Origin of the sequence: Mycolicibacterium austroafricanum (assembly GCF_000612725.1) — a bacterium.
GTDB lineage: Bacteria > Actinomycetota > Actinomycetes > Mycobacteriales > Mycobacteriaceae > Mycobacterium > Mycobacterium austroafricanum.
Window position 1 is genome coordinate 67,604 of record NZ_HG964453.1, and the last position, 7,492, is coordinate 75,095.

Below are 7,492 nucleotides of genomic sequence, written 5' to 3' on the forward strand. Positions count from 1 at the left end.
GAGAGCTAGATGGCTGCAACACTGCGCGAGCTACGTGGGCGCATCCGTTCCGCCGGGTCGATCAAAAAGATCACCAAGGCCCAGGAACTGATCGCCACGTCGCGAATCGCCAAGGCGCAGGCCCGAGTCGAGGCGGCTCGGCCCTACAGCGCCGAGATCACCAGCATGCTCACTGAGCTCGCGAGTGCGAGTGCGCTGGATCATCCGCTGCTCGTCGCCCGGGAGAACCCGCGGCGGGCCGCGGTGCTGGTGGTGTCCTCGGACCGCGGGCTGTGCGGCGCGTACAACGCGAACGTGCTCCGGCAGGCCGAGGAGCTGTTCTCGCTGCTCCGCGAAGAGGGCAAGGAACCGGTTCTCTACACGGTCGGCCGAAAGGCGTTGGGCTACTTCAGCTTCCGTCAGCGTGAAGTGGTCGAGTCCTGGGCCGGCTTCTCGGAGCGGCCGACCTACGAGAACGCCCGCGAGATCGCCGACACCCTGGTGACGGCGTTCATGTCCGGTGCTGACGACGAGGGTGACGACGCGGGCGCCGACGGAATTCTGGGTGTGGACGAACTGCACATCGTCTTCACCGAGTTCAAGTCGATGCTGTCGCAGTCGGCAGCCGCGCGTCGTATCGCCCCGATGGTCGTCGAGTATGTCGGCGACGAGCAGCCCGAGGAGGGGCCGCAGACGCTGTTCTCGTTCGAGCCGGACCCCGAGACGCTGTTCGACGCACTGTTGCCGCGCTACGTCGCCACCCGCGTGTACGCCGCGCTGCTGGAGGCTGCGGCTTCGGAGTCGGCGTCTCGCCGGCGCGCCATGAAGTCGGCGACCGACAACGCAGACGATCTGATCAAGGCGCTGACCCTGGCGGCCAACCGCGAGCGCCAGGCGCAGATCACCCAGGAAATCAGCGAGATCGTCGGCGGCGCCAACGCGCTGGCCGACGCCAAGTAAGAGCCCCGTAGGAAGCGAAGAGGAAATGACAGCTACCGCCGAAAAGACTGCCGGCCGCGTCGTTCGGATCACCGGCCCCGTGGTCGACGTGGAGTTCCCGCGTGGCTCCGTACCCGAACTGTTCAACGCGCTGCACGCCGAGATCTCCTACAAGGATCTGTCGAAGACCCTGACGCTGGAGGTGGCGCAGCACCTCGGGGACAACCTGGTGCGCACCATCTCGATGCAGCCGACCGACGGCCTGGTCCGCGGCGTCGAGGTGACCGACACCGGCACCTCGATCTCGGTGCCCGTCGGTGACGGCGTCAAGGGCCACGTCTTCAACGCCCTCGGCGACTGCCTCGACGAGCCGGGCTACGGCAAGGACTTCGAGCACTGGTCCATCCACCGCAAGCCACCGGCCTTCGCCGACCTCGAGCCGCGTACCGAGATGCTGGAGACCGGTCTGAAGGTCGTCGACCTGCTCACCCCGTACGTCCGCGGCGGCAAGATCGCCCTGTTCGGTGGTGCCGGCGTGGGCAAGACGGTGCTCATCCAGGAGATGATCAACCGTATCGCCCGTAACTTCGGTGGTACCTCTGTGTTCGCCGGCGTCGGTGAGCGCACCCGCGAGGGCAACGACCTGTGGGTCGAGCTCGCGGACGCGAACGTGCTCAAGGACACCGCTTTGGTGTTCGGTCAGATGGACGAGCCGCCGGGCACGCGTATGCGCGTCGCGCTGTCGGCGCTGACGATGGCGGAGTTCTTCCGTGACGAGCAGGGCCAGGACGTGCTGCTGTTCATCGACAACATCTTCCGGTTCACCCAGGCCGGTTCCGAGGTGTCGACGCTGCTCGGCCGTATGCCGTCCGCCGTGGGTTACCAGCCCACGCTGGCCGACGAGATGGGTGAGCTGCAGGAGCGCATCACCTCGACGCGCGGTAAGTCGATCACCTCGATGCAGGCCGTTTACGTGCCCGCCGACGACTACACCGACCCGGCCCCGGCCACCACGTTCGCGCACCTCGATGCCACCACCGAGCTTTCTCGTGCGGTGTTCTCGAAGGGCATCTTCCCTGCGGTGGATCCGCTGGCATCGTCGTCGACGATCCTCGACCCCGCCGTGGTGGGTGACGAGCACTACCGCGTCGCCCAGGAAGTCATCCGAATCCTGCAGCGCTACAAGGACCTTCAGGACATCATCGCGATCCTTGGCATCGATGAGCTCGCGGAAGAGGACAAGCAGCTGGTGCAGCGCGCCCGCCGCATCGAGCGATTCCTGAGCCAGAACATGATGGCGGCCGAGCAGTTCACCGGCCAGCCGGGGTCCACCGTGCCGCTGAAGGAGACCATCGAGGCCTTCGACAAGCTGACCAAGGGCGATTTCGATCACCTGCCGGAGCAGGCGTTCTTCCTCATCGGCGGTCTCGACGACCTGGCGAAGAAGGCCGAGAGCCTCGGCGCCAAGCTGTGATGAGCGCTTGCGCGAAGAACCATCGAGCACCGATGAGCGCTTGCGCGAAGAACCATCGAGCACCGATGAGCGCTTGCGCGAAGAACCATCGAGCACCGATGAGCGCATGCGCGAAGAATGGATTGGCTGAGCCCCGTTCCTTGACGCGAAAGGTGGTGCGCCGTGGCTGAACTGCACGTCGAGATCGTCGCCGTGGAGCGCGAGCTGTGGTCGGGTGATGCGACGTTCGTGTTCACCCGTACCACCGCCGGGGAGATCGGCATCCTGCCGCGGCACATCCCGCTGGTGGCGCAGCTGGTCGACGATGCGATGGTGCGCGTCGAGCGCGAGGGTGAGGACGACCTACGGATCGCGGTGGACGGCGGTTTCCTGTCCGTGACCGAAGAGGCCGTCCGCATCCTGGTCGAGAACGCGGAGCTGGAGTCGGAGATCGACGCCGATGCGGCCAAGCAGGATTCCGAGTCCGACGACGAGCGGACCGCGGCATGGGGTCGCGCGCGGCTGCGCGCCCTGGGCCAACTGGACTGACCGCCGATGAGCGCGCCCATGCTGTTCATGGTCGCGCTCGTCGGTGTGCTCCTCCTCGTTGTCGTCGCCCTGAGTTATCGGTTGTGGAAGCTCAGGCAGGTCGGCGGCACGGCAGCGATTCTGCGTGACGTTCCTGCTGTCGCCGGCCACGGTTGGCGGCACGGGGTGATGCGGTACCGCGGTGGTGAAGCCGGCTTCTATCGGCTGTCCAGCCTGCGGTGGTGGCCGGACCGGACCTTGACTCGCCGCGGCCTGGAAGTGGTCTCGCGGCGTGCGCCACGCGGCGACGAATTCGACATCATGACCGACGAGATCGTCGTGCTGGAGCTGCGGGACACCGGTCCGGAACGGGGCCGCGGATATGAGATCGCACTGGATCGTGGCGCCTTGACAGCGTTCACGTCATGGCTGGAATCGCGGCCGTCTCCACGGGCGCGGCGGAGGTCCTACTGAGTCGTCCTGACTCGGGTTGCTACTGAGCCCTCCGGTCTCGGGCAGCTACTGACCCTGCGCGCCAGGTTTCCAGAGCACGTCGCCGTCCGGGTTGGCCACCCGCGACAGAATGAACAGCAGGTCGGAAAGCCTATTGAGATACCTGGCGGGGAGCATGCTGACGGAGTCGCCGTGCGCTTCCACGGCGTGCCACGCCGAGCGCTCAGCCCGTCGCGTCACGGTGCGGGCGACATGTAACAGAGCCGACAGCGGGGTGCCGCCGGGCAGAATGAACGAATTCAGTGCCGGCAGCGGTTCGTTGAACTCATCGCACCACTTCTCCAGCCTGTCGATGTAGCTCTGTCCGATTCGGAGCGGGGGATACTCCGGGTTCTCCACGACCGGTGTGGACAGGTCGGCCCCCGCATCGAACAGGTCGTTCTGGATCTGCCGCAGCACCGGCAGAATTTGCTCGCCGGGGCTGCCTAATGCCACCGCGACGCCGATAGCGGCGTTGGCTTCATCACAGTCGGCGTAGGCCGCCAACCGTGCGTCGTTCTTCGAAACCCGGCTGAAATCGCTGAGTCCGGTGGTGCCATCGTCGCCGGTCCGCGTGTATATCCGCGTCAGGTGCACTGCCATGCCCGAAACGGTACCGGGATGTGTCCAACCCCCACGGCTCGGTAGTCCGTCGGGGCCGTGCGGGCTGTTTACACTGACTGGCGTGAGCGAGCGTTTCGTGGTGACCGGTGGTGGCCGGTTATCAGGCGAAGTTGCCGTCGGGGGCGCCAAGAACAGCGTCCTGAAGTTGATGGCAGCGGCACTGCTCGCGGAGGGCACGAGCACCATCACCAATTGTCCCGACATCTTGGACGTGCCGTTGATGGCCGAAGTGCTGCGCGGCCTGGGGGCCACCGTCGAACTCGACGGCGATGTGGTGCGGATCACGTCGCCGGACGAACCGAAGTACGACGCCGACTTCGCCGCGGTACGGCAGTTCAGGGCATCGGTGTGTGTGCTGGGCCCGCTGGTGGGCCGGTGCAAGAAGGCGAAGGTGGCGCTGCCGGGCGGAGACGCCATCGGATCCCGACCCCTCGACATGCACCAGGCCGGCCTGCGGCAGCTGGGTGCGCGCTGCAACATCGAGCACGGTTGCGTGGTTGCCGAGGCCGATCATCTGCGCGGAGCCGAGATACAGCTGGAGTTCCCTTCTGTCGGCGCGACCGAGAACATCCTGATGGCCGCGGTGTTGGCCGAGGGGGTCACGACGATCCACAACGCCGCCCGGGAACCGGATGTCGTCGACCTCTGCACGATGCTCAACCAGATGGGCGCCCAGGTCACCGGCGCCGGATCGTCGACTCTGACCATCACCGGCGTCGACCGGCTCTATCCGACCGAACATCGCGTGATCGGCGACCGGATCGTCGCGGCGACGTGGGGGATAGCGGCCGCGATGACGCGCGGGGACATTTCGGTGACCGGGGTGGACCCGGCGCACCTGCAGCTCGTGTTGCACAAACTGCACGACGCGGGCGCCACGGTGACGCAGACCGACGACGGGTTCCGGGTGGTGCAGTACGAGCGCCCGAAAGCGGTCAACGTCGCAACCCTGCCGTTCCCCGGCTTCCCGACAGATCTCCAGCCGATGGCGATCGGGCTGGCCGCGGTCGCCGACGGTACGTCGATGATCACCGAGAACGTCTTCGAAGCCCGCTTCCGATTCGTCGAAGAGATGATCCGGCTCGGGGCCGACGCCCGCACCGACGGCCACCACGCCGTCGTCCGGGGGATCCCGCAGTTGTCCAGCGCGCCCGTGTGGTCGTCGGACATCCGTGCCGGCGCCGGGCTGGTGCTGGCCGGCCTGGTGGCCGACGGTGACACCGAGGTGCACGACGTCTTCCACATCGACCGCGGCTATCCGAAGTTCGTGGAGAATCTTGTCAGCCTGGGCGCGGAGATCGAGCGGGTAAACTAGTCCTAGTCCCGCAGTGAGAGACGTGCAAGCCTCTGACCAGCGGATTTGACTTCGAAAGAACGCGAGTTCTAATCTTATGAAGTCGCCGCGGAAACGCGGAACACAGAAGTTTGACTCGCTGGCGAAGATAGTTTAAGCTGGCAGGGTTGCCCTGAAAAGGGGTAACCGACAAAATCTGGTCTGTTGTTTGAGAACTCAATAGTGTGTTTGGTGGTTTTTGTTTGTTGTTTTTTGGCCTGCCTCTTTTTCCCGTTTAGGGGTGGGTTGTTTTTTGATGCCAGTTTTGGTGTCTTGTTTGATGATCGGATTTCTCTGATTTCGGATTCTGCCTGCGCCCTTTGGGTGTGGGGGTTTTTGTTTGGAGAGTTTGATTCTGGCTCAGGACGAACGCTGGCGGCGTGCTTAACACATGCAAGTCGAACGGAAAGGCCCTTCGGGGTACTCGAGTGGCGAACGGGTGAGTAACACGTGGGTGATCTGCCCTGCACTTTGGGATAAGCCTGGGAAACTGGGTCTAATACCGAATACACCCTTCTGGCTGCATGGTCTGGTTGGGGAAAGCTTTTGCGGTGTGGGATGGGCCCGCGGCCTATCAGCTTGTTGGTGAGGTTACGGCTCACCAAGGCGACGACGGGTAGCCGGCCTGAGAGGGTGACCGGCCACACTGGGACTGAGATACGGCCCAGACTCCTACGGGAGGCAGCAGTGGGGAATATTGCACAATGGGCGCAAGCCTGATGCAGCGACGCCGCGTGAGGGATGACGGCCTTCGGGTTGTAAACCTCTTTCGCCAGGGACGAAGCGCAAGTGACGGTACCTGGAGAAGAAGGACCGGCCAACTACGTGCCAGCAGCCGCGGTAATACGTAGGGTCCGAGCGTTGTCCGGAATTACTGGGCGTAAAGAGCTCGTAGGTGGTTTGTCGCGTTGTTCGTGAAAACTCACAGCTCAACTGTGGGCGTGCGGGCGATACGGGCAGACTGGAGTACTGCAGGGGAGACTGGAATTCCTGGTGTAGCGGTGGAATGCGCAGATATCAGGAGGAACACCGGTGGCGAAGGCGGGTCTCTGGGCAGTAACTGACGCTGAGGAGCGAAAGCGTGGGGAGCGAACAGGATTAGATACCCTGGTAGTCCACGCCGTAAACGGTGGGTACTAGGTGTGGGTTTCCTTCCTTGGGATCCGTGCCGTAGCTAACGCATTAAGTACCCCGCCTGGGGAGTACGGCCGCAAGGCTAAAACTCAAAGAAATTGACGGGGGCCCGCACAAGCGGCGGAGCATGTGGATTAATTCGATGCAACGCGAAGAACCTTACCTGGGTTTGACATGCACAGGACGTGCCTAGAGATAGGTATTCCCTTGTGGCCTGTGTGCAGGTGGTGCATGGCTGTCGTCAGCTCGTGTCGTGAGATGTTGGGTTAAGTCCCGCAACGAGCGCAACCCTTATCTTATGTTGCCAGCGCGTAATGGCGGGGACTCGTGAGAGACTGCCGGGGTCAACTCGGAGGAAGGTGGGGATGACGTCAAGTCATCATGCCCCTTATGTCCAGGGCTTCACACATGCTACAATGGCCGGTACAAAGGGCTGCGATGCCGTGAGGTGGAGCGAATCCTTTCAAAGCCGGTCTCAGTTCGGATCGGGGTCTGCAACTCGACCCCGTGAAGTCGGAGTCGCTAGTAATCGCAGATCAGCAACGCTGCGGTGAATACGTTCCCGGGCCTTGTACACACCGCCCGTCACGTCATGAAAGTCGGTAACACCCGAAGCCGGTGGCCTAACCCCTTGTGGGAGGGAGCCGTCGAAGGTGGGATCGGCGATTGGGACGAAGTCGTAACAAGGTAGCCGTACCGGAAGGTGCGGCTGGATCACCTCCTTTCTAAGGAGCACCACGAGACTTGAGCCCGCCCACATCGTGTGGGGGTTCGGTGATTCAAGCGATTCGTGAAGATGGCCCTGGCCTGTAGTGGGTTTCAGGGTCTGGTGCAAATGACAAACTTGGCGAGCCGGTGGGGAAATGCCGGCGAGGAAATCATCAGACACACTATTGGGCTTTGAGACAACAGGCCCGTGCCCTTTCGGGGGTGGCTCCGCGTTGGCGGGGTCGGCGTGTTGTTGCCCTGCTTTGGTGGTGGGGTGTGGTGTTTGATTTGTGGATAGTGGT

6 protein-coding genes and 1 rRNA gene are annotated in these 7,492 nt (G+C 63.6%); 6 read left to right on the plus strand and 1 reads right to left on the minus strand.

The window, feature by feature from the left end; translation table 11 throughout:
- Nucleotides 1–9 precede the first annotated feature (9 nt).
- The 4 genes from BN976_RS14200 to BN976_RS14215 all read left to right on the plus strand — a co-directional run bounded on the left by BN976_RS14200 (nucleotide 10) and on the right by BN976_RS14215 (nucleotide 3,373).
- Nucleotides 10–939, plus strand: coding sequence for a F0F1 ATP synthase subunit gamma (locus BN976_RS14200; protein WP_011781484.1), 930 nt, complete (start codon nucleotides 10–12; stop codon nucleotides 937–939).
- Between the two features lie 25 nt (nucleotides 940–964).
- A complete protein-coding gene (gene atpD / locus BN976_RS14205) occupies nucleotides 965–2,392 on the plus strand; it encodes a F0F1 ATP synthase subunit beta (protein ID WP_011781483.1) in 1,428 nt (475 codons plus the stop codon).
- Between the two features lie 162 nt (nucleotides 2,393–2,554).
- On the plus strand, nucleotides 2,555–2,920 hold the full coding sequence (locus tag BN976_RS14210) for a F0F1 ATP synthase subunit epsilon (RefSeq protein ID WP_011781482.1): 366 nt from the start codon (nucleotides 2,555–2,557) through the stop codon (nucleotides 2,918–2,920).
- A gap of 6 nt (nucleotides 2,921–2,926) precedes the next feature.
- A complete protein-coding gene (locus BN976_RS14215; protein WP_036371556.1) occupies nucleotides 2,927–3,373 on the plus strand; it encodes a DUF2550 domain-containing protein in 447 nt (148 codons plus the stop codon).
- Between the two features lie 45 nt (nucleotides 3,374–3,418).
- Here BN976_RS14215 and BN976_RS14220 read toward each other — a convergent pair whose 3' ends face one another.
- The gene (locus BN976_RS14220; protein WP_011781480.1) at nucleotides 3,419–3,994 is read right to left on the minus strand and encodes a cob(I)yrinic acid a,c-diamide adenosyltransferase; all 576 of its coding nucleotides are present in this window, start codon (nucleotides 3,992–3,994) and stop codon (nucleotides 3,419–3,421) included.
- Nucleotides 3,995–4,076: 82 nt separating this feature from the next.
- Between BN976_RS14220 and murA the strand changes: the two genes are divergently transcribed.
- Nucleotides 4,077–5,330, plus strand: coding sequence for a UDP-N-acetylglucosamine 1-carboxyvinyltransferase (murA, locus tag BN976_RS14225; protein ID WP_011781479.1), 1,254 nt, complete (start codon nucleotides 4,077–4,079; stop codon nucleotides 5,328–5,330).
- Between the two features lie 355 nt (nucleotides 5,331–5,685).
- Nucleotides 5,686–7,207, plus strand: a 16S ribosomal RNA gene (locus tag BN976_RS14230).
- Nucleotides 7,208–7,492 lie beyond the last annotated feature (285 nt).

What these genes read in the sequence shown, in the direction of transcription:
- BN976_RS14200 (WP_011781484.1), top strand. Translation starts at nt 10, where the DNA reads ATGGCTGCAACACTGCGCGAGCTACGTGGGCGCATCCGTTCCGCCGGG.
- atpD (WP_011781483.1), top strand. Translation starts at nt 965, where the DNA reads ATGACAGCTACCGCCGAAAAGACTGCCGGCCGCGTCGTTCGGATCACC.
- BN976_RS14215 (WP_036371556.1), top strand. Translation starts at nt 2,927, where the DNA reads ATGAGCGCGCCCATGCTGTTCATGGTCGCGCTCGTCGGTGTGCTCCTC.
- BN976_RS14220 (WP_011781480.1), bottom strand. Translation starts at nt 3,994, where the DNA reads ATGGCAGTGCACCTGACGCGGATATACACGCGGACCGGCGACGATGGC.